The sequence below is a fragment of the Rhizobium sp. RU35A genome (genome assembly GCF_900156005.1).
GTDB lineage: Bacteria > Pseudomonadota > Alphaproteobacteria > Rhizobiales > Rhizobiaceae > Neorhizobium > Neorhizobium straminoryzae.
This window is the reverse complement of record NZ_FTMR01000008.1, coordinates 96,269-121,669: the sequence shown is the minus strand read 5'-3', so window position 1 is coordinate 121,669 and position 25,401 is coordinate 96,269. Positions and strand designations below refer to the sequence as shown.

Below are 25,401 nucleotides of genomic sequence, written 5' to 3'. Positions count from 1 at the left end.
TTCAGAAAATGACCGGATCCGGCACCTTGGCCGGGCCGCTCAGGAAATCGAAATCGCAGCCTTCGTGGGCCTGGCTGACATGGCTCTGGTAAAGAGCGGCGAACGAGCGTTCATAAATGCGCGCCGTCGGTTTCCATTCGGCGCGGCGCGCCGCCAGATCCTCGTCGCTGACCTTCATGTTGATGGTACCGGCTGCCACATCGAGTTCGATGAGGTCGCCGGTCTTCACGAGCGCAAGAGGTCCGCCAACGGCCGCTTCCGGCGAGACATGCAGAATGCAGGTGCCGTAATGCGTGCCGCTCATGCGCGCGTCGGAAATGCGCACCATGTCGCGCACGCCCTGTTTGAGAAGCTTTTTCGGGATCGGCAGGTTGCCCCATTCCGGCATGCCGGGTGCGCCGACGGGACCTGCATTGCGCAGGATGATCACCGTATCCTCGGTAATATCGAGATCCGGGTTGTCGAGCGTCTTGTTCATCGTCGCCGGGTCGTCGAAGACGATGGCCGGGCCGACATGCTTCAGGAATTTCGGGTTGGCGGCAGAGGATTTCATCACCGCGCCATTGGGGGCGAGATTGCCACGCAGCACTTCCAGCGTCTTGCCCTTCGACAGCGGCACGACCGGATTGCTCTCGTCGCGAATGATCTCGTCGTTCCAGCATTCGGCACCGGCGATATTCTCGCCGATCGTCTTGCCGTTGACCGTGGGCCGCGTGAGGTCCAGATGGTGCGAGAACTTCCGCAGAAGCGCGTTGAGGCCGCCGGCGAAGTAAAAATCTTCCATCAGGTATTCGCCGGAGGGGAAGACATTGGCCGCCACCGGGATTTTTGCTGCCATGGCCGACATGTCGTCCAGCGAAAGCTCGACGCCCGCGCGGCGGGCCATGGCGATCAGATGCACGGCCGCATTGGTGGAACCGCCCATCGCCATATAGGCGACGAGGCCGTTTTCGAAGCTTGCCTTGTTGAGAATGTCCGACGGCTTCAGATCTTCCCAGACCATCTCGACAATCCGCACGCCGCAGGCGGACGCCATGCGCGGATGGCCGGAATCGACCGCCGGAATGGAGGAGGCGCCGGGCAGCGTCATGCCCATGGCGTCCGCAATCGAGGTCATCGTCGAGGCGGTGCCGATGGTGTTGCAGGTGCCGGCGGAGCGGGTCATCCGGCTTTCGAGATCCACCCAGTCATCCTTGGTGATGTTGCCGGCGCGCAGTTCGTCCCAGTATTTCTTGGTGTGCGTGCCGGCACCGGTCTTGATGCCACGCCACTGGCCGTTCGCCATCGGGCCTGCCGGGCAATAGATGACCGGAATATCCATCGAAAACGCGCCCATCAGCAGGCCGGGGGTCGACTTGTCGCAGCCGCCGAGCAGCACGGCACCGTCAATCGGATGCGAGCGCAACAGTTCCTCGCATTCCATGGCGAGGAAGTTGCGGTAGAGCATGGTGGTGGGCTTCACCATGACTTCGCCGACGGACAGTGCGGGCATTTCCACCGGATAGCCGCCCGCCTGCCAGACGCCGCGCTTCACCGCTTCGGCGCGGTCGCGCAGATGCGCGTGGCAGGGGCTCATCTCGCTCCAGGTGTTGATGATGCCGATCACCGGCCGGCCCATGAACTCCTCGCGCCGCATGCCCATCTGCTGGGTGCGCTGGCGGTGCGCGAAACCGCGCATATCATCGGAAGCGAACCAGCGCTGGCTGCGCAGTTCGGACAGTTCTTTTCGCTTGGTCATCTGGATTATCCCTTGATGCCGCCTGCGGTGAGGCCGGAAACCACGCGCTCCTGGAAGATCACGATCAGGATCGCGACGGGCACGATGCCGACGACGAGCGCTGCGGAAATCACCGGCCACGGGAAGGCGAACTCGCCCTGATAGAGCTGGATGCCAACGGGAAGCGTGCGCAGCGCCGGATTGGAATTGAAGGACAATGCCAGCAGGAACTCGTCCCAGGCATTGACGAAGGCGAGAATGCCGGCGGTGAAGACGCCCGGTGCGCAGAGCGGCACGACCACCTTGAACAGCGCGCCAAGCCGCGTGCAGCCATCGATCATGGCGGCATTTTCGAGATCGCGCGGAATGCCCTCGAAGAAGGAGACGAGCATCAGCGTGCAGACCGGCAGCGACAGCACCGTATAGGGCAGGATCAGCGCAATCCAGGTGTTGAGCAGGTTCAGCGCCCGCATGATCTCGAACAGCGGCACCAGCAGCGTGACCAGCGGGAAGGTGGACACCGCGATGATGGCGGACAGGATCAGGCCGCGATATTTCAGGTTGAGGCGCGCGAGAGCGTAAGCCGCAAGCACCGAAACCAGCAGGGTCATGCAGGTGGAGAGAAGCGCCACCATGAAGCTGTTGAACAGGAAGACATGCAGCGGCTGATCGGAAAAGGCCTGCATGTAATTGGCAACCGTCGGCGCATGGGGGAACCAGGTGATCGGCTTCACCGTCAGTTCGGCTTCGGTCTTCAGCGAGGTGAACAGGATCCACAGCGCCGGGAACATGCCATTGACCAGAAGAATGGTGGCGGCGATGAAGCGCAGCGGCTTGCCGGCAAAGAAGGAGGCGGGACCTTCTGCAGTAACGTGGCTCATGGCTTACCCCTTGGTCCGGATGATGCGCAGATAGACGACGGTGACGCACATGGAGAGCAGGAACATCACCACCGCGAGTGCCGAACCGTAGCCGAGGTCGAGGAAGGACACCGTGTTCTGGTGGATGTACATGGCAAGCGTCGACGTCGAGGTACCGGGCCCACCGCCGGTCATCATGTAGGGAATGTCGAAGGTCTGCAGCGCGGTGATGGTGCGGAAGATGAGCGCCACGACGATGGCCGGCTTCAAAAGCGGCAGCGTGATCTCGAAGAACTGTCGCAGGCGCCCCGCACCATCCACGTCGGCCGCCTCGTAAAGCGAGCGGGGAATGGTCTGCAGGCCGGCCAGAATGATCAGCGCCATGAAGGACGAGGTCTTCCAGATGATGGTGAGACAGATCGCGGCAAAGGCGAGATTGGGCGAGTTGAACCAGATGACGCCCGGAATCCCGAAGCGGTTCAGAACATCGTTCACCACGCCGTATTCGGAGTGGAAGAACCAGGCGAAGATCAGGCCCGCGAATGAGAGCGGCAGCGCCCAGGGGATCAGCAGCGACAGTCGCACCGGCCATTGCGTGCGGAAGGGCAGGTTGGCAAGCAGCGCCAGAGCCATGCCGACCACCAGCGCGCCGGGAACCGTGATCAAGGTGATCAACACCGTATTCCAGGTGGTTTCCCAGAAAATCGGATCGTCGATCATCAGCTTGTAGTTCTCGAGACCGACGAATTCGGCCGGCAGGCCAGACGTCAGGGACAGCGAGAAGAAGCTGGTATAGGCCAGCCGCGCCACGGGATAGACGATGATCAGCGACAGCAGGATCGCGGCAGGCGCGAGAAGCAGCACGGCCAGCGCCCGGTCGCTCAGGTCCAGCATCCTGGTCCAGGCGGGCGGTTCTTTTTCGATCCGTTGGGTGGTGGTGAGGGTGGAGGTGGTCACCGTCGCAACTCCGGCGCTAGAGTCATCAGTCAACAAACATCCGCCGCCGCGGCCGAAAACGCCGCGTCGTCCGATGTCCAGGAGAGAAAGGGCAGGGAGTTATCCGCGCCCCTTCCGGTTATGGTTCAGGCAGCGGCAATCAGCGCAGGATGCGCTTTAGGCGGCTTTCGATCTGCGTCGCGCCATCTTCCGGGGTCATGACACCGGCGAGAACGGCATTGACCGTGGTGCGGATCGTTTCGCTGACCTCGTTGTAGCGCGGCGTGACCGGGCGCGGCTTGGCGGTTTCGACGACCTGCTTGGCATCGGCGAACCACGGCGCGGCCTTTACCACATCGGCATCCTGATAGAGCGAGGCATAGGTCGGCAGCAGCGAACCGTTGATCGCCATGAACTTGGAGCTTTCCGGGCTGGAGAGGAACTGCACCAGCTTCTTGGCGGCATCCTGGTTCTTGGAATAGGCCGACACGCCCCACTCCCAGCCGCCGAGGCAGGTCGCCTGATCACCGCCGGTCATCGCGGGCAGACGCGTCACGCCGACCTTGCCGACCACGGCGGAATCCTTGCCCTGCGACTGTGCCCAGGCATAGGACCAGTTGACGGCGAAGACGACGTTGCCGGCCTGGAATTCCTTGCGGGTATCGTCGGTCGCCACTTCCGCAATGTTCTTCTTGGAAACGCCTTCGTCGACGAAGCTCTTCCACAGCTTCAGCGACTTGACGGCGGCATCCTTGTCGAAGGTCAGCTTGCCGTTCTGGACGAGTGACTTGCCCTGGCTCCAGTAGGGCAGCAGGAAGGTGCAGACCGCGCCTTCGATCGCCTTGCCCTGGAAGGAGAGACCCTGCAGGTCGGCATTGTTCTCGCCGCCATTGATCTTCTTGACGGCAGCCTTCAGCTCGTCCCAGGTTTTGGGCGGCTGGATGCCGTATTTTTCCAGGAGATCCTTGCGGTAGTACAGGAACATGGAGTCGGCGAAGGCCGGCAGCGCCACGACCTTGCCATCCACCGTATTGGCTTCGGCATAGGCAGGCAGGTAGACCGACATGTCCTTGCCCTCGAACGGGCTCGTCCAGCCGGCCGCCGCGAACTGGGCCGGGCGGATGACGTCGAGGATCAGCACGTCGAGCGAGGAATCCTTCGCCGACATGATGGTGTTCAGATACTGGGCCTGCGCTTCAGAGGTATTGCCGCCGGTTTCGATGGTCACCTTGGTGCCGGGATTGGCCGCTTCGTACTTGTCAAGCACCTGGCGCCAGACCTGCGGCTGATGCTGGCTGGAAATATAGACCTTCAGTTCTTCGGCAAAAGCCGGAGCCGACAGGGCAAGCATGCTGGCGGACAGCAGCAGGCCGGTGATCATTGTCTTTTTCATGGTACCTCCCAGATTTGGCAGCCTTGGCGCGGGCTCCAACTCCCCCGCGTGCGGAGCATTGACGAGATCAGGTGCAGGCCGGGCACTTGACGCCCGGCCTGACGTGATTTCAGTGGATGGCGCGTTCGGTCGCGGCATCGAACAGGTGAACCTTCGACGGATCAAGACCGAGATGCAGAACCGCGCCCGGCTCGGGGCGCATGTCCGGCGGCAGGCGCGCCGTCAGCATGTCCGAACCGATCAGGAAATGCACGAGCGTATCGGAGCCCAGCGGCTCGACGACCTGAACCTTGGCGGTCAGCGTCATGGCCGGATCCGCCACGGTGACGAAATGCTCCGGGCGGATGCCGACGATCAGGTCGCGACCGTCCATGGCGCCCTGCCGGCCGCGCGCAAGCTTCGCCAGCGGCAGGCGATCGCCATTGGCGAAGGAGAGCGCATCGCCCTCGACCCTGGCCCTGGCGAAATTCATCGCCGGCGAACCGACGAAACCGCCGACAAACACGCTCTGCGGCTGGTTGTAGACCTCATCCGGCGTGCCGACCTGTTCGATATCGCCGCCGCGCAGGATGACGATGCGGTCCGCCAGCGTCATGGCCTCGACCTGGTCATGCGTGACATAGATGATGGTGGTACCGATCTGCTGATGCAGGCGCTTGATTTCGGTGCGCACCTGGCCGCGCAGCTTGGCATCGAGGTTGGACAGCGGCTCATCGAAGAGGAAAACCTGCGGGCGACGCACGATCGCGCGCCCCATGGCCACGCGCTGGCGCTGGCCGCCGGAGAGCTGGCCGGGACGACGGTCGAGCAGGTGGCCGATGCCGAGCATGTCGGCCGCCTCGTTGATGCGGCCTTCCGCATCCTTCATCGAGACGCCGCGCACCTTCAGGCTGAACCCCATGTTCTCGCGCACGGTCTTGTGCGGATAGAGCGCATAATCCTGGAACACCATGGCAATGTCGCGCTCGCGCGGGGCAAGCTTGTTGACGACGCGCTCGCCGATGCGGATTTCGCCGCCGCTGATCGATTCGAGGCCTGCGACCATGCGCAGCGTCGTGGACTTGCCGCAGCCGGACGGGCCGACGAACACGACGAATTCGCCATCCTGGATCTCCAGGTCGATGCCCTTGACGATTTTCAGCGAGCCGTAGCTCTTTTCAAGTTTGCGAAGGCTGACAGACGCCATTCGTTCCTCCCCTACGCAAAGGGCAAACTTCCCCCTGCCGCATTCCGATGGCGCGGATCATAGCGCTACGATTGATAAATGCAATGCCCAATCTGCTTTTCGACAAACAGCTGACAGAATGGCATAGTCACAGTCAAAATTACCGTTATTTTACATCAAATACGTGACATAGCGTGGAAAATTCGATTGCTGCCGCCCGACGAAGCGAGTAGATTTTGCCATCGCAGCGCTGCGTGGAGGAGACATGGCAGACCAGATCAGGCCGGAGCGGGAGCGACCGGTGCGCCGCCGGCGCAAGATGCAGAGCATCACCATGGCCGACGTGGCGGAACTCGCCAAGGTCTCGCCTTCAACCGTTTCGCTCTACCTCCGGCGGCCTGAAGCGGTGTCTGCCAGCGCCGGCAGCGCGATTGCGCGCGCCATCGACAAACTGAATTACGTGCCGAACCTTGTGGCAGGCGGGCTTGCCGCAGCCTCTTCGCGCGCGGTCTCCATCATCGTGCCTTCCGTGCGCAATGCCTTCTTTGCCGAAACGGTCTCCGCCATGCAGGCGGCGCTGCGCAAGGAGCGGCTGCAGGTGATTCTCGGCCATACGGAGTATGACGAGCGCGAGGAGGAGGATCTGGTGCGCACGGCGCTCTCCTGGGCGCCGGCGGCGATCGTGCTGACGGGCCTCTCGCACAGCGACGCCACGCGGCGCATGCTGAGCAAGACCACCGTGCCTGTCATCGAGATCTGGGAACTCGGCGGGCCGCAGATCGATACGGCCATCGGCTTCCATCACCAGCAGGTCGGAGCAGCGTCCGCCCGCCACCTGATCCAGCAGGGCCGGCGGCATCTTGCCTATCTCGGCGCGCGCATGCACGAGGACCGGCGCGCGCGGCTGCGCTGCGATGGCTTCGTGGCTGCCGCACAGGAGGCCGGCGTATCGGTCGAGGTGATCCAGCACCCGGCCCCCGCCTCGGCCGAGGTCGGCGCCATGCTGATTTCTGAAACGCTGCAGCAGCATGCATCCACCGACGGCGTGGCCTGCTCGAACGACCATGTGGCGCTCGGCGTGCTGTTCGAATGCGAGCGGCTCGGCCTTGCCGTGCCGGACAGGCTCGCCGTGGTCGGCTTCGGCGATCTGAGCTTCAGCGCCGCCTGCAATCCGCCGTTGACGACGATCCGCCCTTCCGGCGACCTGATCGGCAAGGAGGCGGCGCGGCTGATCATCGAGCATCTGGCCGGGCACGACATGCCCGAGCATGCAACGATCGACACCCGCTTCACGCTGCTGCATCGCCGCAGCAGCTGAAACGAACAGTTGGCCGGCGATTGGCCGGACAGCAGGTCACGGCCGAGCAGCAAGCTCGTCGATCGTGACCAGCAACACGCTGCCGCTGCCATCGAACGAAACGGCATCGTCGTCCCCGTCCAGCAGCACGCAGTCCCAGGTCTCCAGTTTCGTGCGGGTCGTTCCGTCTGCCAGCCATACCTGTCCCGTTACGCAGAACAGCGCGCGCCGTGAGCATGACGGCGCCAGATCAAGTGGCAGCGCCATACGCTCTACGCGGTGGCTTGCCGAGACGCGGCGTGTCATCACGTTGAGATCGATCACCGTGCCGTCCAGCAGCACCGCGAAGCTTGGCAGGTCTGCCGCGAAGGCATGCGGCGGCGAGGTGCGCGTGAGCGACACGGATGCCTTGCCCTCGGTATCCAGAACGATGCCCCGACCGGAGAGAATGGTCAGCGTGCGGTCGATACCCGGAAAGGCCGAAAAGGGACCGTCCGTGGCGACCGTTGCCATGCTGATGCGCCAGTCGAAACTGTCGAGCCCTGCACCGGGCGGAAAGACGGCGATTTCCGCCGTCTCGCCCCCGCCGTTCTTCCAGGGCATGCGCCTGTAGTCTTGCGCCCTCAGGATCTGCATCGTCAGTTGCCGAGAATGCCGGGCAGGCGCAGGCCCTTGTCCTTCGCGCAGTCGAGCGCGATGTCGTAGCCCGCATCTGCATGGCGCATGACGCCGGTGGCCGGATCGTTCCACAGCACGCGCTCCAGCCGGCGGGCGGCATCGTCGGTGCCGTCGGCGCAGATCACCATGCCGGAGTGCTGGGAAAAGCCCATGCCGACGCCACCGCCGTGATGCAGCGACACCCAGGTGGCACCCGAGGCGCAGTTCAGAAGCGCGTTGAGGAGCGGCCAGTCGGACACGGCGTCCGAGCCGTCCTTCATCGCTTCCGTTTCGCGGTTGGGGGAGGCGACGGAGCCTGAATCGAGGTGGTCGCGACCGATCACCACCGGCGCCTTCAGTTCGCCGTTCCTGACCATTTCGTTGAAGGCGAGGCCGAGCTTGTGGCGATCGCCGAGGCCCACCCAGCAAATGCGGGCGGGAAGCCCCTGGAAGGCAATGCGCTCGCGCGCCATGTCCAGCCAGTTGTGCAGGTGCTTGTTATCAGGCAGCAGTTCCTTCACCTTGGCATCGGTCTTGTAGATGTCTTCCGGATCACCGGAGAGGGCTGCCCAGCGGAAGGGTCCGATGCCGCGGCAGAACAGCGGGCGGATATAGGCCGGCACGAAGCCCGGGAACGCAAAGGCGTTCTCGAACCCTTCTTCCTTGGCGACCTGCCGGATGTTGTTGCCATAGTCGAGCGTCGGAATGCCCATGTTCCAGAAGTCGACCATGGCCTGTACATGGGTCTTCATCGAGGCGCGGGCGGCGGCTTCCACCGCCTTCGGGTCGCTTTCCTGCTTGGCGCGCCATTCGGCGACCGTCCAGCCGGACGGCAGATAGCCATGGATCGGATCATGCGCCGAGGTCTGGTCGGTGACGATATCGGGCTTCACGCCGCGACGGACGAGTTCCGGGAAGATGTCCGCGGCATTGCCGACCAGCCCGACGGATTTTGCTTCGCCCGCCTTCGTCCACTGGTCGATCAGGGCGAGCGCCTCGTCCAGCGTATGGGCCTTGGCATCGACATAACGGGTGCGCAGGCGGAAATCGATGCGGGTCTCGTCGCATTCGACGGCAAGGCAGCAGGCGCCGGCCATGACGGCGGCAAGCGGCTGCGCGCCGCCCATGCCGCCAAGACCGCCGGTCAGGATCCACTTACCCTTCAGATTGCCGTTATAGTGCTGGCGCCCGGCTTCCACGAAGGTTTCGTAGGTGCCCTGCACGATGCCCTGCGTGCCGATATAGATCCACGAGCCGGCGGTCATCTGGCCGTACATGGCCAGCCCCTTCTTATCCAGCTCGTTGAAATGGTCCCAGGTGGCCCAGTGCGGCACGAGGTTGGAATTGGCGATCAGCACGCGCGGCGCATCCTTGTGGGTGCGGAACACGCCGACCGGCTTGCCGGACTGGACGATGAGGGTTTCTTCCTCCGTCAGCGTCTTCAGCGTCTCGACGATCGTGTCGAAATCGTTCCAGGTGCGGGCAGCGCGGCCGATGCCGCCATAGACCACCAGCTCGTGCGGGCGCTCCGCAACGTCAGGATCGAGATTGTTCATCAACATGCGCAGAGGCGCTTCCGTCATCCAGCTCTTGGCCGTCAGTTCGGTGCCCTGCGGCGCGCGGACCTCGCGAATATTGTGGCGTGGATTGGTCATGGGTCGTCTCCCCTCAGCGTGTCAGATTAAGCGCGATCGCTTCGATGCGCTCCAGAATGGTCTTGAGATGGGCCCGAAGCTCACCCGCCTTCGCCTCGTAATAGGCAAAGGGCGGAGCTTCGGTGGCGAGGTGGCTCATCTGCGCGAGTTCCATCTGGATCGCGTGAACGCCCGCCTGCGGCTTGCCGTAATGGCGCGTCGTCCAGCCGCCCTTGAAGCGGCCGTTGAGAATGCTGCTATAGCCTTCGGCCTGGGCGGCAATGTCCGCCGTCGCCTGCTCGATCGCCGCATCGCAACTTTCGCCGGAATTGGTGCCGATGTTGAAATCCGGCAGCCGCCCCTCGAACAGGAAGGGAATTTTGGAACGGATCGAGTGGCAGTCATAGAGCACCGCGACGCCATGCAGCGCCTTCACCCGCTCGATTTCGGCGGCAAGCGCGGCATGATAGGGGGCGTGGAAACCCGCCAGCCGTTCGGCGATATCCGCCTCCGTCGGCTGCTGTCCATCCTTCCAGATTGGCTGACCATCAAAATCCGTCTCCGGAATGAGGCCGGTGGTGTTCTGGCCCGGATAGAGGCTCGTTCCCGACGGATCGCGATTGGCATCGATTACATAACGATGGAAGGTGGCGCGCACCGTCGTGGCATTCGGCAACAGGCCGGCATAGAGGTGATGGATGTGCCAGTCGGTATCGGCAAGCAGCTTGCCGTTGTCGTTCAGCCGATCCCAGATGGCGGACGGAACCTCCGTTCCCGTATGCGGGAAGGCGAGGATGACGGGCGAGGTGCCGCGGGTGATTTCGAAAATTGTGGTCATGCTGCAACTCCGTGTTGATACGCGCTACAGACATTGGCGCCGGCTGCCCCCCTCACCCCGCCTCCGCTTTGCTCGGCGGACCTCTCCCCGAGGGGAGAGGGGAACCGCAAACGCTGCGGGATTTCCCCTTCTCCCCAACGGGGAGAAGGTGCCGGCAGGCGGATGAGGGGGCTGCCACAGCCTCCGCGAATGCGAAAAATCCAGGACATCATCACTCCTCCAGCCCCGGCAGGATGCCGGTGGAGACGCTGGACACCAGCGCGCCCTCTGCCACCATCCGGCCTGCGGCCTCCAGATCCGGGGCCATGAAGCGATCCTCTTCCAGCGTCGGGACGCTGGCGCGCAGGGCGGCCATGGCCTTCTGCAGTTCCGGGCTGGTTGTCAGCGGGCTACGAAATTCCACACCCTGCGCCGCCGTCAGAGCCTCGATGCCGATGATGGAAAACAGGTTATCGGTCATCTGCAGCAGGCGGCGCGCGCCGTGGCAGGCCATGGATACATGGTCTTCCTGATTGGCAGAGGTGGGCGTCGAATCGACCGAGGCCGGATGCGCCATCTGCTTGTTTTCACTCATCAGGGCTGCCGAGGTGACTTCCGCGATCATCAGGCCGGAATTCAACCCGGGCTTCTTCGCAAGGAAGGCCGGCAGGCCGTAGGAAAGGGCGGGATCGACGAGCAGCGCGATGCGCCGCTGGGCGATCGCGCCGATTTCGCAGACGGCAATGGCGATCTGGTCGGCCGCGAAGGCGACGGGTTCTGCATGGAAATTGCCGCCGGAGACAACGCTCATGTCGGAAAGCACCAGCGGATTGTCGGTCACCGCATTGGCTTCGATTTCGAGCGTGCGGCCGGCCATACGCAACAGATCAAGGCAGGCGCCATCCACCTGCGGCTGGCAGCGGATGCAATAGGGATCCTGCACGCGCTCGTCCCCTTCCAGATGGCTCTGGCGAATGACGGAACCCTCCAGCAGGCCGCGCAGCGCCGCCGCCGTATCGATCTGGCCCTTGTGGCCACGCAGCGTATGGATGTCTTCGGTGAACGGCGCAGACGAGCCCATCGCCGCATCGGTCGAGAGCGCGCCGGTGATCAGCGCCGCCTTCGCGGCCCGGTGAGCGCGGAACAGGCCTGCGAGCGCGAGCGCGGTCGAAGCCTGCGTGCCGTTGATCAGCGCCAGCCCTTCCTTGGCCGCCAGCACGACGGGCGTCAGGCCGGCCCGGCGCAAGGCCTCGGCACCGGACAGACGTTCGCCCTGATAAAAGGCTTCTGCCTCACCCATCATCACGGCGGCCATATGGGCGAGCGGAGCGAGGTCACCGGAAGCGCCAACCGAGCCCTTTTCCGGGATGAGCGGCGTCACCCCCTTGTCCAGCATGCCCTCGATCAGCCGCACCAGATCCAGCCGCACGCCGGAGGCGCCGCGGCCGAGCGACACGAGCTTCAACGCCATGATGAGACGCACGATGGCCTCCGGTAGCGGCTGCCCGACGCCGCAGCAATGCGACAGGATGAGATTGCGCTGGAGGGTCGCCGTATCGGCGGCATCGATCTTGATCGAGGCGAGCTTTCCGAAGCCGGTATTGATGCCATAGACGGGCGCATTGCCGGCCGCGATCTGGGCAATGCGGGCAGCAGCCTTTTCGATGCCGGCATCGAAGCTGCGGTCCAACACAGCGGCTTCGCCGGTCCAGTAGATCTGCGCAAGCTCGGCCAGCGTCACACGGCCGGGATGAAGGGTGATGGTCATGCAAGAACTCCGGCAGAGGAAAAGGTCGTACGGCCGTTCCACACACGCTGGACGAGCGGGTTGAAGCCGATGCGGTAGACGAGTTCGGCGGGGCGCTCGATATCCCAGAGCGTGAAGTCGGCGGCCTTGCCGGCCTCCAGCGTGCCGGTTTCGTCTTGCAGCCCCAAGGCCTTCGCCGCCTCGCGCGTAACGCCCGCCAGGCATTCCTCGACGGTGAGGCCAAACAGGGTGGCGCCCATGTTCATGGTCATCAGAAGCGAGGTCAGCGGCGAGGTGCCGGGATTGCTGTCAGTCGCAAGCGCAATCGCGGCACCCGCCGCCCGCAGTGCCTTCACGGGCGGGTGCTGCTTTTCGCGCAGCGTGTAGAAAGCGCCGGGCAACAGCACGGCGACGGTTCCGGCCTCAGCCAGCGCTGCCGCGTCCTCGTCCGCCAGATATTCCAGATGATCGGCCGAGAGCGCCCCATAGGCGGCGGCAAGTCTTGCCCCCTTCAGGTCCGACAGCTGTTCGGCATGCAGCTTCACCGGCAGGCCAAGCGCCTTTGCCTCCTCGAAGAGGCGGGCGATGTCGGCCGGCGAAAAGGCAATGCCCTCGCAGAAACCATCGACCGCATCGACAAGGCCTTCGGCATGGGCGGCCCTCAGGCCGGGGATCACGATCTCGCTGATGTAATCGCCATTGCGGCCCTTGTATTCGGGCGGCGTCGCGTGAGCGGCAAGCCATGTGGTGAGAATGCGCACGGGGCGGATCTCCCCCAGCCTGCGGGCCGCGCGCAGCATGTTCAGCTCACCCTCGATGCTGAGCGCATAGCCGGACTTGATCTCGATGGTGGAGGCACCCTCCGCGATCAGCGTATCGAGACGGGGCAGGGTAGCAGCCACGAGCTGATCGACCGTCAGCGCATTGGTGGCCTTGACCGAGGAGACGATGCCGCCGCCGGCGCGGGCGATCTCTTCATAGGTGGAGCCCGCAAGCCGCATCTCGAACTCCATGGCGCGGTTGCCGCCATAGACGAGATGCGTGTGGCAATCGATGAAGGAGGGCAGCAGCCAGCGCCCCTTGCAATCCATCGGTGTCGCACCCTCCGCCAGAGGGGCGGGCAGCCCGGCGAGCGGGCCGGCATAGGCAATGCGCCCATCGCGCACCAGAACCGCGCCATCCTCGACGAGCCCCAGCCCATCGCCCGCCTTCAGCGTTGCAAGACGAGCATTGCGCCACAGCGTAACCTGCAGCGCATCCTGTGATTTCGGTGAAAAATCGTCCCCGGCCATCGGTCTTTCGCCTTCTCTTGTGGCAAAAACATGTATATACATTATCGTCATCTCGCAAGGGAAATTTTGGAGCGAAACGCGGAAGGAAAGACAGGCATGCAGGCGATCCACGCGAAAAGCGCTTTGTTGCCAGAGGGTTGGAAAAGCGATGTACGGCTGACAATCGAGGACGGGCAGATTGCCTCGCTGGCAGCCGGCGTGCCGGCCGAGGCCGGCGACGAGCGCCAGGCCGTGCTGGTGCCGGCAATTCCCAACCTGCACAGCCACGCCTTCCAGCGCGCCATGGCGGGCCTCGCCGAGGTGCGGGGGCCGGGGGCAGACAGTTTCTGGAGCTGGCGCACGCTGATGTATCGTTTCGCGCTCTCCATGACGCCGGACCAGGTAGAGGCGGTGGCCGCCCAGCTCTATATGGAGATGCTGGAGGCTGGATTCGGCCGGGTGGGCGAATTCCACTACCTGCATCACGACAAGGATGGCGGGCTCTACGCCAATATCGCGGAAATGGCCGAACGGATCGCAGCCGCAAGCCAGGAGACCGGTATCGGTCTGACGCTGCTGCCGGTCTTCTACGCGCATTCCGGCTTCGGCGGTGCGGCCCCCAATGAGGGACAGCGTCGCTTCATCCATTCGCTGGACGAATTTTCACGCCAGATGGAAGCCTGCCGCGGCCTGACCGGGCGCCTCTCCGGCGCCCGGCTCGGGATCGCCCCCCACAGCCTGCGCGCCGTCACTGCCGCGGAGCTTTCGATGATTCTGCCTCTGGCGGGCGAGGGACCGGTGCACATTCATGTCGCCGAACAGGTGAAGGAGGTCGAGGATTGCCTCGCCGCCACCGGCCGCCGCCCCGTTGAATGGCTGCTGGACGAGGCACCGGTCGATCGCCGCTGGTGCCTGATCCATGCCACCCACATGACGACAAGGGAAACAGCACGCATGGCCGCCTCCGGCGCGGTGGCAGGGCTTTGCCCGATCACCGAAGCCAATCTCGGCGACGGCATCTTCAATGGTGAAACCTATCTCTCCGCCGGCGGCGCGCTGGGCATCGGCTCGGATTCGAACATCCGAATTTCCGTGGCCGAGGAATTGCGCCAGCTGGAATACTCGCAGCGCCTCGGCCTGAAAGCCCGCAACGTGGTGGCCGATACCGATGGCTCGACCGGGCGCAAGCTGTTCGAACGGACGCTGGCGGGCGGCGCGCAGGCGCTCGATGCGCCGGCCGGTCTCGCGCCGGGCGCCAGTGCCGACCTCGTTTCGCTCGATGTCGCCGGGGTGCCGTATCTCGGCGAAGACCAGATTCTCGACCACTGGATCTTCGCCGGCGGCGTCGGGGTCGACAGCACCTGGATTTCCGGCAGGAAGCTGGTGGAAAAGGGTCGCCATTTCAGACGCGACGCGATAAGCCGCCGCTTCGAGACGGTGATGCGGGAACTGCTGGCCCAATGAACACGGACAAAGAGAAGACGCTGCACGGCCGCATTCTTGGTGATCTGGAGCGGCGCATTCTCTCGGGCGAATGGCCGCCGGGCTATCGTCTGCCGTTCGAGGTGGATCTTGCCATCCAGTATGGCTGTTCCCGCATGACCGCGAACAAGGTTCTGACACAGCTCGCGCGGGCGGGCCTGATCGAGCGGCGCAAGAAATCCGGCAGCTTCGTCGCCCAGCCCGTGGCACAGTCCGCCGTGCTGGAAATCCATGATATCGAGACGGAGGTACGGTCCCTCAATCTGTCCTATGGCTACCGACTGGAGACGCGCAATCGCCGCATGGCGACCCGGCAGGATTGCACGCTGATGGAGCTTGCGGATGGCAGTGCCGTGCTGGAATGCGTGGCCGTGCATCTGGCCGGCGGCCGCCCCTTCTGCCTCGAATACCGGCTGATCAATCTTGCCACGGTTCCGGAGGCGGAGAGCGAGGATTTCAGCCTGATTGCGCCCGGGGCCTTCCTGATCAGCCGCGTGCCCTGGAATGCCGCCGAACACCGGATCCAGGCCGTCACCGCCGCTGCAGACGTGGCGACGAAGCTGGAGATCGCCCGCCACAGTGCCTGCCTCGTCATCGAACGTCGCACCTGGGGCGCGGGTGGCCCCGTCACCTTCGTGCGTTTCACCTATCCTGGCGATCGTCATGCCCTGGTGGCGCGCTTCCAGCCGGGCGGCTGAACGCGCACCCGAGCCAGTCTCCGCCTCAGCGCTTGCCCAGCAACAGCCGCGGCTCGAAGTGGTGCATGCTGTCGAAATCGCACAATTCCACCGGGCCAAGCTCGAGCTCGCCGATCAGCGGCGCGTACAGTTCCGTCTGCGTCCGGCTGAAGTCGACGATTTCGAGCGCCAGCGGCTCGGACACCCAGTCGATGAGATAGGCAAGCGAGATGTGGAAGACATACTGCTCGAAATCCGCCTGCGGCATGCGGGTTGCGTCTGAAAGCGTGCGACGGGTCGTCCGCAGCGTCTCTTCCGCAGCAGGCGTCGCGCCGGCCACCGTCAGGCTGTGCGCGGCGAACAGATCGATGACGCGGATGGTCCGGCGGACCGGCAGGTCTAGATCCCGCACGCGTTCGCCCAACGCCGCCGTCACCGCATCGCGGTCCAGCGGCCAGTCCAGCCCGTCCGGCCAGCCGGCGCCCGGGCGTGTGAGAGGCGAGGTGCCCTGGAAGACCGTCATGTGGAAACTCGATGGCGGGAGGAAGGTGAAGAAGCGGTTGAACGCGCTGCGCTTGATCTCCTCCTGCAGGGCGCGGATCGCCTCAAAGGCCGCCGAGGCGCGGTCGATGTGGCAGATGAAGGTATTGCCCGGCCATGGCTGCACGCTGCCATCGGAATGGAATTTTCCGCCGCCGCCCGGAAGGGAGATGCCGCCGGGGCGAGGGGCGCTGGTCAGCCGTCCGGTGAGATAGGCGATGGGGTCGGGGCGCGAGGGGGCCATGATGCTGCTTTCGGATGTCGGCACGAAATGTGTTCCCAGCGTTGAAGACATGAAGCGCGACAACCCGTTTTCTGTGGCAAGGTGAGGGGTCTGCGTCATGAAAGGCGCGGCGGGTATGCCAAGCCTTCGCGACAAGGACTACACGTCCGGTGTGACAGGGATGTGCCGGGTGACGGGGGGCAAGGCCCGGCTTCCGCGATGCCGACGGCCGGCCGGTCAGTTCACCTCGTGCCGCGGCGCAGCCGTCAGGCTCGCATACATGCCGCTCGTGCGGAAATCGCTGGGATTGGTACCGTAGAGACGGCGGAAGACTTTCGAGAAGTAGTTGGGATCATCGAAGCCGCATAGTGCCGCGACCTCCTTCACAGGCATGTCGGCCGTCTTCGTCAGCAGTTTCGCCGCACGACGCAGACGCTTCTGCAGCACGAATTCTGCCGGCGGCAGGCCTTCGCTCGCCGCAAAGATGCGAGAAAAATGCGCACGGCTGAGGCCCGCAACGTCGGCAAGATCAGCCACCGTCAGCCGCTGGTCGAGATGGCCCTCGATATGTTCGAGCACGTGCTGGAGTGCACGATATTCCTGCGCATAGGTGGGATGGGAGCCGAAGACGTCGTCATAGAGCACCATGGCCGCCTCATAGGCGATGGCCGAAGCCGCGCCCGGCGTCTCGCCGCCGGTGACGAGCCGGTGGCAGCAGGAGGCCAGCCGGTCGATCGTCACGGGCTGCAGGTGCAGCACGGGACCGGTGATCGCCAGGATCGAACGGTGAATGCGCAGTGCCTCCTCACCGTTCATCGACATCCAGAAGAATTCCCAGCGATCGCCCTTTTCCAGCCAGTAGCGATGGTTGTGCGGGATCAGCAGCAGCAGCGTCTCGCCAGGTTTCAACTGCATCGTCCGGGTCTCGTAGCGCAGATTGCCACGCCCCCCGATCGTGTGCTGCAGCACGGTGAAGGGGGCAAGGCCACGCCGGCGTCCGTCCCAGTCATAGCTGACGTCCGCGCGGATTTCATAGCCGGCGCTGGTCGGCATGGTGTGCAGCGTCTGGCGTCCGCGCGGCAGCGAAACGGTGCGCATGATCGGGCCTGCCGCCATCAGATCCTGGAGCACAAAATTACCCATGAAAGCATAATCCTTCTCTGTCCCCTCCGGAAAATATACGCATAATCAGTTTCCGAGGAGAAGCCAGAGGACAGCACGGATCGGAACTTTGAAGCAGAATCCCGGTTTTCCGGCGATTTTGTGTGAAAGCCTGTGCATGTCCGCACGGAGCGTGACCCGCCATCGTGACGGCTTGGATTTCGCAAGGAGGATGCGAGGGATGAGTTTCAAAATCGCTATCATCGGCGCCGGCAGCGTCGGGTTCACCAAGAAGCTGTTCACTGACATTCTGTGCGTGCCGGAATTCCGCGATGTCGAATTCGCGCTGACAGACATCAGCGAGCACAATCTCGGCATGATCCGCGAAATCCTGGAACGCATCGTGGAGGCGAACGGCCTGCCGACCCGGGTGACCGCCACCACGGACCGCCGCCGGGCGCTGGAAGGTGCGCGTTACATCATAAGCTGCGTGCGTGTCGGCGGGCTTGAGGCCTATGCGGAGGATATCCGCATTCCGCTCAAATACGGGATCGACCAATGCGTCGGTGATACGATCTGTGCGGGCGGCATTCTCTACGGCCAGCGCAACATCCCGGTCATCCTCGATTTCTGCAAGGATATCCGGGAGGTTGCGGCACCGGGCGCAAAATTCCTGAACTATGCCAACCCGATGGCGATGAACACCTGGGCCGCCATAGAATACGGCAAGGTGGATACGATCGGCCTTTGCCACGGCGTGCAGCACGGTGCGGAACAGATTGCCGAGGTGCTGGGTGCAGCCTCGATCCGGGAACTGGACTATGTCTGCTCCGGCATCAACCACCAGACCTGGTTCGTCGATCTCAGGCTGAACGGCCGCAGGATCGGCAAGGACGAGTTGATTGCCGCCTTCGAGGCGCATCCGGTCTATTCGCAGCAGGAAAAGCTCCGCATCGACGTGCTGAAGCGGTTCGGCGTCTACTCGACCGAAAGCAACGGGCACCTCTCGGAATATCTGCCGTGGTATCGCAAGCGCCCGGAAGAAATCACCCGCTGGATCGACATGTCCGACTGGATTCATGGCGAAACCGGCGGTTACCTCCGGCACTCCACCGAAACCCGCAACTGGTTCGAGACGGAGTTCCCGCAATTCCTGGAGCAGGCGAAGAAGCCGATCGATCCCGCCCGCCGCTCCAACGAGCATGCCAGCCATATCCTGGAGGCGCTGGAGACCGGCCGTGTCTATCGCGGGCATTTCAACGTCAGGAACATCGGTGTGATCACCAACCTGCCGGCGGATGCGATCATCGAATCGCCCGGCTTCGTCGATCGCTTCGGCATCAACATGGTGTCGGGCATCACGCTGCCGGAAGCCTGCGCCGCCACCTGCATGGCCTCGATCAACGTGCAGCGCATGTCGGTACACGCGGCCGTCACCGGTGACATCGACCTGCTGAAGCTTGCCGTGCTGCACGATCCGCTGGTCGGCGCCGTCGCGACGCCCGAGGAGGTCTGGCAGATGGTGGACGAAATGGTGGTCGCCGAGGCCCGCTGGCTGCCGCAATATGCAGACGCCGTGCCGGCCGCCCGCGAGCGGCTGGCACAGGCGAAGGTCAAGACGCGCGACTGGGCGGGAGCTGCCCGCCGGCAGGTCCGGTCCATCGAGGAGTTGCGGGTTGAAAAGGCCACGATGAAGGCTGCCGTTTGAGAGGCGCCCCCGGCGCGCCGTGCGAGCAGCAAACGGACGCCGGCGGGATCTGACCAAGACGATCGGGATCTGCGGAAGGAGGAGTTCCGCAGATCCTGTCATGACGAGGAGCGGCGCGCCGGGGGCGACGCCGAAAGGGAGGAAGGACAGGATGCAATACCACGGAAAGATCAGCAGGATCGCCGCGCTCGGTCTTGGCGTTTCGGTCTTCGCGCTTCAGGCGCAAGCCTTCGAGACCAGCCCGCCGCCGGAGCCGCCGCCGTTTCCCGCGCAGGGCAAGATCTCCTATGTGCCGCGCGATTCCATTCTGGAATTCAAGGCGCTGCCATCCTACAGCGAGCCGGCCTGGGTGGCCGACAAGTTCGAGAAGACAGGCAAGCTGCCGCCGCTCAAGGAGCGCCTGCCCGCAGAACCACTCGTCTACAAGATCGGCAACATGCCGGATGGGGCAGGCGTCTATGGCGATACGATGCGCCATGTCATTGGAGGGCGCCCCGAGGGCTGGAACTATATGGCCGGCCAGAGCCAGGGTTGGGGCGGCATTGACATCGCTCTCTCGGAATGCCTGACCCGCACCGCGCCGCTGTTCCAGGTGGACGCCAAGGATACCGAGCCGCTGCCGAACCTCGCCAAGGGCTGGGAATGGTCGGCAGATGGCCACAAGCTCACCATGCATCTGGTGAAGGGCGCCAAATGGTCGGACGGAGTGCCCTTCACCGCCGATGACGTGATGTTCTACTGGGAGGACGGCGTCATCGACCCGAATGTCTCGCCGCTGGGCGGCGGCGCCTCGCCGGAAGCTTTTGGCGAAGGCACAACGCTACGCAAGGTCGATGACTACACCGTCGAATGGACCTTCAAGGCCGCCTTCCCCAAGCAGTATCTCTATACCATGGCCTATCCGAACTTCTGCCCCGGACCGGCCCATCTGCTGAAGGCCAAGCATCCGAAATATTCGAAGAACACCTACGACCAGTTCAAGAACGCGTTTCCGCCGGAATATATGAACATGCCGGTGATGGGCGCCTGGGTGCCGGTGGCCTACCGGCCGGACGACATCATCGTGATGCGCCGCAACCCCTATTACTGGAAGGTGGACGAGAAGGGGCAGCAGCTGCCCTACCTCGATGAAGTCCACTTCAAGCTGTCCACCTGGGCCGATCGCGACGTGCAGGCGGTCGCGGGCTCCGGCGACATTTCCAACCTGGAGCAGCCGGAAAATTTCGTGGCCTCGCTGAAGCGTGCGGCCGAACCGAGCGCCCCGGCACGGCTTGCCTTCGGCCCGCGGCTGATCGGCTACAGCCTGCTGATGAACTTTTCCGCCAATGGCTGGGGTTCGCCGGACGAGCGCGAACAGGCGGTGCGCGAGCTGAACCGCAACCTGGAATTCCGTCAGGCCGTGACATCCGCCATCGACCGCAAGGCCGTCGGCGACAGCCTGGTCAAGGGGCCGTTCACCGCGATCTATCCGGGTGGGCTGTCCTCCGGCACCAGTTTCTACGACCGCGCCTCGACCGTCTATTATCCCTACAATCTGGAAGAGGCGAAGGCGGCACTGAAAAAGCTGGGGCTGGTCGATACCGACAATGACGGCTTCGTCAACTTCCCGAAGGGCACCGCTGGCGGCAAGAATGTCGAGATCGTGCTGCTCGTCAACAATGGCTACACCACCGACAAGAGCCTGGCGGAAGGGCTTGTCGGCCAGATGGCGAAGATCGGCATCCGCGTCGTCATCAATGCGCTCGATTCCAACCAGCGCGACGCCGCCCATTATGCAGGGCGCTTCGACTGGGCGGTCCGGCGCAACAGCTCGGAACTGGCCTCCGTCGTCCAGAACACCGAGCAGTTGGCGCCGGTTGGCCCGCGCACCAGCTGGAACCACCGCGCGCCAGAAGGCAAGGACCTCGACATCCTGCCCTTCGAAAAGCAGATGGCCGATCTGGTGAACCGCTTCATCGCCTCGCAGGACAATGCCGAACGGGCGGACCTAATGAAGCAGTACCAGAAGATCTCGACCCAGAACCTCTACACCATCGGCCTGACGGAATATCCGGGGGCGCTGATCATCAACAAGCGCTTCTCCAACATTCCGCCCGGCACGCCGATCTACATGTTCAACTGGGCGGAAGATTCGATCATGCGCGAGAGGGTCTGGGTCGCTGCCGACAAGCAGGGCAAGTACGAACTCTTCCCGCAGCAGCTGCCCGGCAAGCCGGGCGACGGTGGCCCGACCAACTAAGGCTCCTCCCTGAGAAAAGGACTGCCGGCCGCGCGTGGTGCGCGGCCGGACGGGACATCGGAAAGGTCGCGTCCCGCGGCCCTTGCAAGGCAGAGAGGAAGCCATGCCGAGATTTCTCCTGACGCGGATCGCCTCGGCCGTGCCGGTGCTGCTGATCCTGAGCATTGTCACCTTCGCGATCATCCAGGCGCCGCCCGGCGACTATGCCGATTACATCCGCTCGCAGCTGATGAACCAGGGTGGCGCCTCCTACGAACAGGCCGAGGCCCAGGCGCAGGCCTATCGCGTGGAACATGGCCTCGACCAGCCGATGGCGGTGCAGTATCTCAACTGGATCACCGGCATCGTCACGCGCGGCGATTTCGGCTACAGCTTCTATTACAACAAGCCGGTGGCGGAGGTTGTCGGCGAACGCCTGCCACGCACGCTGGCGCTGGCGCTCGTCTGCCATATCCTGGCCTCCCTGTTCGGGATCACCTTCGGCATCTGGGCGGCGACGCGGCAATATTCCTGGGTCGACAACCTTCTCTCGGCCGTCTCCTTCCTCGGCATGACCATTCCGCGCTTCCTGATGGCGCTGGTGCTGGTCTACCTGATGGTCTTCCATTTCGACGTGTCGGAGATCGGCAGTTTCTTCTCGCCGCAATATGGCGGCGCGCCCTGGTCATGGGCAAAATTCGCGGACCTCGTGCACCACGTCTGGCCGGTGGTCGCCATCGCCGTGTTCGGCGGCCTCGCCTACAACATGCGCGTGATGCGCGGCAATCTGCTCGACACGCTGAACGCGCAGTATATCGAAACCGCCCGCGCCAAGGGCCTGCCGGAGAGCGCGGTGATCCTGCGCCATGCGGTGCCGAACGCGCTGCATCCGCTCGTCATGTATCAGGGTGTCGTTCTGCCCTACATGCTGAGCGGCGAAATCGAAACCGCCATCATCTTTGCGCTGCCGACCGTTGGCCCCGCCATCGTCGGCTCCATGGCGGTCGGCGATGTCTATGTGACCGCCACCTTCATGATGGTGCTCGCGGCAACGCTCGTGGTCGGCAACATCATCGCAGACCTGCTGCTTGCGCTGCTTGACCCGCGCGTGCGCCAATTCGGGAGAGCGTGAGATGCTGGCCATGAACGAGATCAAGACCGACACCCTTGCTGCGGACCGCGGCCATGCCTCCCGCCGCAGTGAAAGCTATGCCGCTCTGGTCTGGCGGCGCTTCCGCCGCTCCTTTACCGGCATGATGGGGCTCGTCCTCGTCGCGCTGCTGGTGCTGATTGCCGTGTTTGCCGATTTCGTCGCACCGATGAACCCGGTCGAGACACACGAAAGCTTCTCGCCGCCACAGGTCATCAGCTTTCGTGACAAGGAGGGCGGCTTCACCTGGCGTCCCCGCGTCTATGCGACCGCCGAGACCGGCGACCTGGACCCCGTGACCTTCCAGCCGGTGGTCGGACCGGATCTCGACCATCCGCGCCTCCTGGGCTTCTTCGTGAAGGGGGCGGAATACCGACTGTTCGGCCTCGTTGCCACCGACCGTCACCTCTTCGGCACCCTCGACGGCGAGCCCGTCCATGTCCTCGGCACCGACAAGTTCGGGCGTGACGTGCTGTCACGCGCCATCCACGGGTCGCGCATTTCACTGGCGATCGCGCTCAGCGTGGTCGCCATCGTCACACTCGTCGGCACGAGCGTCGGTCTGATTTCCGGCTATTTCGGCGGCGCGGCCGATGCCTGGATCCAGCGCTTCGTGGAGATCGTGCTGGCCTTCCCGCAGCTGCCGCTTTACCTGGCGCTGACCTCGTTGATCCCCGTGACGGCACCGACGCAGGTCTTCCTCACCTTCGTGGTGGTCGTCATGTCGGCGCTCGGCTGGGCGCAGATGTCGCGCGAGGTGCGCGGCAAGACGCTGGCGCTTGCTCGCATCGAATACGTTCGGGCCGCGATCGCGGTCGGCGCCACCGACCGGCGCATCATCTTCCAGCACATCCTGCCGAACGTGATGAGCCATGTGATCGTGGCGGTGACGCTGCATATCCCGACCGTCATCCTGCTCGAATCCTTCCTCGGCTTCCTGGGATTCGCGGTCAAGCCGCCGCTGATCTCCTGGGGCCTGATGCTGCAGGACACCGCCACCTATTCGGTGATCGGTTCCTATCCCTGGATTCTCTCGCCCGTCGCCTTCGTGCTCGTCGCCGTCTTCGCCTTCAATGCGCTGGGCGACGGTCTGCGCGATGCCGTCGATCCCTATTGAGGAGCCTGTCCATGGCTGTCGTCCGGTTGAACCCTCACGCCCCCGAAACCCGCCTCGACCATGAGGCCCGCAAGGGCGAGCCCATTCTCGATGCACGCCATGTCGCCGTCACCTTCAAGGTGGAGCATGGTCATGTGGAGGCGGTGAAGGACATTTCCTTCCAGCTCTACCGCGGTGAAACCATCGCCATCGTCGGCGAATCCGGCTCCGGTAAGTCGGTCACCGCCCGCACGGTGATGGGCCTTTTAACCAAGCGCGCGACGATTGCGCCAACGGCGCGGATCGCCTTCAATGGCGAGAACATCCTGAACTTCTCGCCGCGCGCACGCCGGGCATTGCGCGGCAACCGCATCTCGATGATCTTCCAGGAGCCGATGAGTTCGCTCAATCCGCTCTATACGATCGGCAGCCAGATCGTTGAAGCGATCCGCGTCCATTCGCGGATCGGCAAGGCGGAGGCCGAGGCGCGTGCGCTCGATCTCCTGCGCCAGGTGCAGATCCCGGAGCCGGAGGCGCGGCTGAAACAATATCCGCACCAGCTTTCCGGCGGCCAGCGGCAGCGCGTGATGATCGCCATGGCGCTGTCCAACGATCCGGACGTGCTGATCGCCGACGAACCGACGACGGCACTCGACGTGACGGTGCAGGCGCAGATCCTGCAGCTGATCCGCGATCTGCAGCAGGCGCGCGGCATGGCCGTGGTGCTGATCACTCATGACCTCACCATCGTCAGAAAATTCTCCGACTACGTCTATGTGATGCAGCATGGCGAGATGCGCGAGCACAACACGACGGCAGACATCTTTGCCCGCCCGCGTCATGCCTACACGAAGAAGCTGCTCGCCTCCGAGCCGCATGGCAGCGCCTCGCCGCTGCCGGACAATGCCCCGCCGCTTCTGACGGCGCGCGGGGTCAAGGTGTCCTTCATGATGCGGCATGGCGGCTTCTTCAAGCCGGATCTGCGCGAACTGGTGGCGGTCGACAGCCTCGGCCTGACGCTCCGGCGCCACGAGACGCTGGGGATCGTCGGCGAGTCCGGCTCGGGCAAGACCACCTTCGGCCAGTCGCTGCTGCGGCTGAACGAGCCTGTAGCGGCCGAGATCACCTTCGATGGCGAGCGCGTCGATGGCCGCACGCGCAAGGAGATGCGCCCCTTGCGCGCCCGCATGCAGATCGTCTTCCAGGACCCGTTCGCCTCGCTCAATCCGCGCATGACGATCGGCCAGATCATCGAGGAGGGCCTGATCGTCAACGGGATCGGAAAAGGCCGGGCCGAACGGATGGAACGGGTGCAGGACGCACTGAACGCGGCCGGCATGCCGGTCGACATCCTTTCCCGCTTCCCGCACGAGTTTTCCGGCGGCCAGCGCCAGCGCATCGCGATTGCCCGCGCCATTGCGCTGGAACCGGAATTCATCCTGCTCGACGAGCCGACCTCGGCGCTGGACCTCTCCGTGCAGGCGCAGATCATCGATCTCCTGCGCAAGCTGCAGGACGAGCGGGGCCTCAGCTACCTCTTCATTTCCCACGATCTCAAGGTGGTGCGGGCGCTCTGCCACCGCGTCATCGTCATGCAGCACGGCCGGATCGTCGAGGAAGGCGCCGTGGCCGACGTGCTGTCCAACCCGAAGACCGACTACACCCGGCGGCTGGTCAAGGCCGCCTTCGACATTGCCTGATTGCAGGAGGAA

At 64.0% G+C, this 25,401-nt stretch carries 20 protein-coding genes; 8 read left to right on the top strand and 12 right to left on the bottom strand.

The annotated features are described in order from the left end of the window. Window position 1: 1 nt before the first annotated feature. The 5 genes from araD to ugpC form a co-directional block, all read right to left on the bottom strand. Complete coding sequence (gene araD / locus F3H95_RS18220; RefSeq protein ID WP_185969961.1) at window positions 2-1,738, bottom strand: L-arabinonate dehydratase; 1,737 nt, start codon at window positions 1,736-1,738, stop codon at window positions 2-4. Window positions 1,739-1,743: 5 nt separating this feature from the next. Continuing rightward, window positions 1,744-2,598: a carbohydrate ABC transporter permease gene (locus F3H95_RS18215; protein WP_149747033.1), complete on the bottom strand. Its 855-nt coding sequence runs from the start codon at window positions 2,596-2,598 to the stop codon at window positions 1,744-1,746. Between the two features lie 3 nt (window positions 2,599-2,601). Continuing rightward, the gene (locus F3H95_RS18210) at window positions 2,602-3,471 is read right to left on the bottom strand and encodes a sugar ABC transporter permease (protein WP_143127477.1); all 870 of its coding nucleotides are present in this window, start codon (window positions 3,469-3,471) and stop codon (window positions 2,602-2,604) included. 202 nt (window positions 3,472-3,673) lie between these two features. Then, window positions 3,674-4,906 (bottom strand): ABC transporter substrate-binding protein, encoded by a 1,233-nt coding sequence (locus tag F3H95_RS18205; RefSeq protein ID WP_143127470.1) that lies wholly within the window; start codon window positions 4,904-4,906, stop codon window positions 3,674-3,676. 109 nt (window positions 4,907-5,015) lie between these two features. Then, on the bottom strand, window positions 5,016-6,092 hold the full coding sequence (gene ugpC / locus F3H95_RS18200) for a sn-glycerol-3-phosphate ABC transporter ATP-binding protein UgpC (RefSeq protein WP_143127469.1): 1,077 nt from the start codon (window positions 6,090-6,092) through the stop codon (window positions 5,016-5,018). A 244-nt stretch (window positions 6,093-6,336) separates the two neighbouring features. On the opposite strand from ugpC, the gene F3H95_RS18195 reads away from it, so the two are divergent. Next, complete coding sequence (locus F3H95_RS18195; protein WP_244618065.1) at window positions 6,337-7,389, top strand: LacI family DNA-binding transcriptional regulator; 1,053 nt, start codon at window positions 6,337-6,339, stop codon at window positions 7,387-7,389. A 36-nt stretch (window positions 7,390-7,425) separates the two neighbouring features. On the opposite strand, the gene F3H95_RS18190 is transcribed toward F3H95_RS18195, so the two are convergent. The 5 genes from F3H95_RS18190 to hutI form a co-directional block, all read right to left on the bottom strand. Then, window positions 7,426-8,004 (bottom strand): HutD family protein, encoded by a 579-nt coding sequence (locus F3H95_RS18190; protein WP_149747032.1) that lies wholly within the window; start codon window positions 8,002-8,004, stop codon window positions 7,426-7,428. Between the two features lie 2 nt (window positions 8,005-8,006). Further along, window positions 8,007-9,680 carry a urocanate hydratase gene (gene hutU, locus F3H95_RS18185; RefSeq protein ID WP_149747031.1) on the bottom strand — a complete coding sequence of 558 codons (1,674 nt, stop codon included), beginning with the start codon at window positions 9,678-9,680 and terminating at the stop codon, window positions 8,007-8,009. 13 nt (window positions 9,681-9,693) lie between these two features. Next, entirely contained in the window at window positions 9,694-10,497 is an 804-nt protein-coding gene (gene hutG, locus F3H95_RS18180) for an N-formylglutamate deformylase (RefSeq protein ID WP_149747030.1), read from the bottom strand. A gap of 211 nt (window positions 10,498-10,708) precedes the next feature. Further along, on the bottom strand, window positions 10,709-12,244 hold the full coding sequence (gene hutH / locus F3H95_RS18175) for a histidine ammonia-lyase (RefSeq protein WP_149747029.1): 1,536 nt from the start codon (window positions 12,242-12,244) through the stop codon (window positions 10,709-10,711). After that, complete coding sequence (gene hutI / locus F3H95_RS18170) at window positions 12,241-13,515, bottom strand: imidazolonepropionase (protein WP_149747028.1); 1,275 nt, start codon at window positions 13,513-13,515, stop codon at window positions 12,241-12,243. The genes hutH and hutI overlap by 4 nt, the downstream gene beginning before the upstream one ends. A 96-nt stretch (window positions 13,516-13,611) precedes the next feature. Here hutI and F3H95_RS18165 point away from each other — a divergent pair, with 96 nt between their 5' ends. Together F3H95_RS18165 and hutC are read left to right on the top strand one after the other, a co-directional pair. Then, window positions 13,612-14,958 (top strand): formimidoylglutamate deiminase, encoded by a 1,347-nt coding sequence (locus tag F3H95_RS18165; protein WP_149747027.1) that lies wholly within the window; start codon window positions 13,612-13,614, stop codon window positions 14,956-14,958. Beyond that, window positions 14,955-15,674 carry a histidine utilization repressor gene (hutC, locus tag F3H95_RS18160; protein WP_143127462.1) on the top strand — a complete coding sequence of 240 codons (720 nt, stop codon included), beginning with the start codon at window positions 14,955-14,957 and terminating at the stop codon, window positions 15,672-15,674. The genes F3H95_RS18165 and hutC overlap by 4 nt, the downstream gene beginning before the upstream one ends. Window positions 15,675-15,699: 25 nt before the next feature. Here the strand turns inward: hutC and F3H95_RS18155 are convergent, their stop codons facing one another. Next, window positions 15,700-16,461, bottom strand: coding sequence for a DUF1868 domain-containing protein (locus F3H95_RS18155; protein ID WP_188134420.1), 762 nt, complete (start codon window positions 16,459-16,461; stop codon window positions 15,700-15,702). Window positions 16,462-16,653: 192 nt separating this feature from the next. Further along, window positions 16,654-17,559: an AraC family transcriptional regulator gene (locus tag F3H95_RS18150; protein ID WP_143127460.1), complete on the bottom strand. Its 906-nt coding sequence runs from the start codon at window positions 17,557-17,559 to the stop codon at window positions 16,654-16,656. 199 nt (window positions 17,560-17,758) lie between these two features. On the opposite strand from F3H95_RS18150, the gene F3H95_RS18145 reads away from it, so the two are divergent. The 5 genes from F3H95_RS18145 (at window position 17,759) to F3H95_RS18125 (ending at window position 25,389) form a co-directional block, all read left to right on the top strand. After that, a complete protein-coding gene (locus F3H95_RS18145) occupies window positions 17,759-19,225 on the top strand; it encodes an alpha-glucosidase/alpha-galactosidase (protein ID WP_149747025.1) in 1,467 nt (488 codons plus the stop codon). Window positions 19,226-19,376: 151 nt separating this feature from the next. Further along, a complete protein-coding gene (locus tag F3H95_RS18140; RefSeq protein ID WP_149747024.1) occupies window positions 19,377-21,464 on the top strand; it encodes an ABC transporter substrate-binding protein in 2,088 nt (695 codons plus the stop codon). Window positions 21,465-21,567: 103 nt separating this feature from the next. Further along, on the top strand, window positions 21,568-22,575 hold the full coding sequence (locus F3H95_RS18135) for an ABC transporter permease (RefSeq protein WP_143127457.1): 1,008 nt from the start codon (window positions 21,568-21,570) through the stop codon (window positions 22,573-22,575). 1 nt (window position 22,576) lies between these two features. Then, on the top strand, window positions 22,577-23,710 hold the full coding sequence (locus F3H95_RS18130) for an ABC transporter permease (protein ID WP_143127456.1): 1,134 nt from the start codon (window positions 22,577-22,579) through the stop codon (window positions 23,708-23,710). An 11-nt stretch (window positions 23,711-23,721) separates the two neighbouring features. Continuing rightward, window positions 23,722-25,389: an ABC transporter ATP-binding protein gene (locus F3H95_RS18125; RefSeq protein WP_149747023.1), complete on the top strand. Its 1,668-nt coding sequence runs from the start codon at window positions 23,722-23,724 to the stop codon at window positions 25,387-25,389. The last annotated feature ends 12 nt before the right edge of the window (window positions 25,390-25,401 follow it).